Origin of the sequence: Proteiniphilum sp. UBA5463 (assembly GCF_002427225.1) — a bacterium.
Classification (GTDB): Bacteria; Bacteroidota; Bacteroidia; order Bacteroidales; family Dysgonomonadaceae; genus Proteiniphilum; species Proteiniphilum propionicum.
This window is the reverse complement of the sequence record NZ_DIQL01000054.1, coordinates 13,713-14,759: the sequence shown is the minus strand read 5'-3', so window position 1 is coordinate 14,759 and position 1,047 is coordinate 13,713. Positions and strand designations below refer to the sequence as shown.

Below are 1,047 nucleotides of genomic sequence, written 5' to 3'. Positions count from 1 at the left end.
GACTGAAAGATCTCTTTCACGTGTGGCCACGCTTCGGGTGATCCCCCCGGCATCATCGACGGGCCTTTCAATGCTCCCTCTTCACCACCGGAAACACCAGTACCCACATAGAGCAACCCTTTGCTTTCCACCTGTTTTGTCCTGCGCATCGTATCGGGGAAATGGCTGTTACCGCCATCAATAATAATATCTCCCGGCTCAAGTAATGGAATCAATAGCTCAATAAAATCATCCACAGGCTTACCAGCTTTTACAAGCATCATTACCTTACGTGGTCTTTCAATGGAAGCCACAAACTCTTCCAGGGAGTGAGCACCAATAAAGTTCTTCCCTTTCCCTCTTCCCTCAAGGAAGCCATCCACTTTAGTCACTGTACGGTTGTAAACGGCTACGGTATAACCCTTACTTTCCATATTCAATACCAGATTTTCGCCCATCACAGCTAATCCGATCAACCCTATATCTGCTTTCTTTTTCATTTCTTATAGATTATTAAGACCAGAAATCCAAACCTTAAGATAATAATCCGATTTCTGATTATCCGTTTATTGTTTACAATTATCTTTTTACTCTTGCATTTCCTTTCCAGATGCTCCAGATCACCTCTTCATCGGCCGGTTGTGCATAATCAGTCAGGAAAGTTGTTGCCAAAGCGCCGCTCGCCCAGGCAAACTGCACCCATTTATCAGGCTCCATTTTTTTTAAAATGCTGTAGAGCAATCCCCCTACAAAGCCATCGCCTCCTCCTATACGATCCATCACATTGATCTTTCTCAAAGGAGCTTCGTGCCAATTCCCGTTTTCATAAACAATAGCCCCCCAGAGATGTTCATTGGCACTGATCACTTCCCGTAATGTATTGGCAAACACAGTAACATTAGGGAAAGCACGTTTTGCATTCATAATCATCCCTTTGAAAGCGTCCATAGTATCTTCAATATTTTCTCCTCCTGCTTTGGGGCCCTCAATTCCAAGACAAAGCTGAAAATCCTCTTCATTACCGATAAGAATATCGGAGAGGGAGGCTATTTCGGTGAACGCCTCGTG

General features: G+C 44.2%; 2 protein-coding genes. Both read right to left on the bottom strand.

Features of this window, described 5'->3' with window-relative positions; all coding sequences use genetic code 11:
* Positions 1-479: NAD(P)-binding domain-containing protein (locus tag B3B27_RS09175; protein WP_286847320.1), on the bottom strand; the 479-nt coding region annotated here is incomplete at its 3' end.
* Positions 480-558: 79 nt separating this feature from the next.
* The coding region (locus B3B27_RS09170) for a PfkB family carbohydrate kinase (protein WP_286847319.1) at positions 559-1,047 on the bottom strand (489 nt) is incomplete at its 5' end.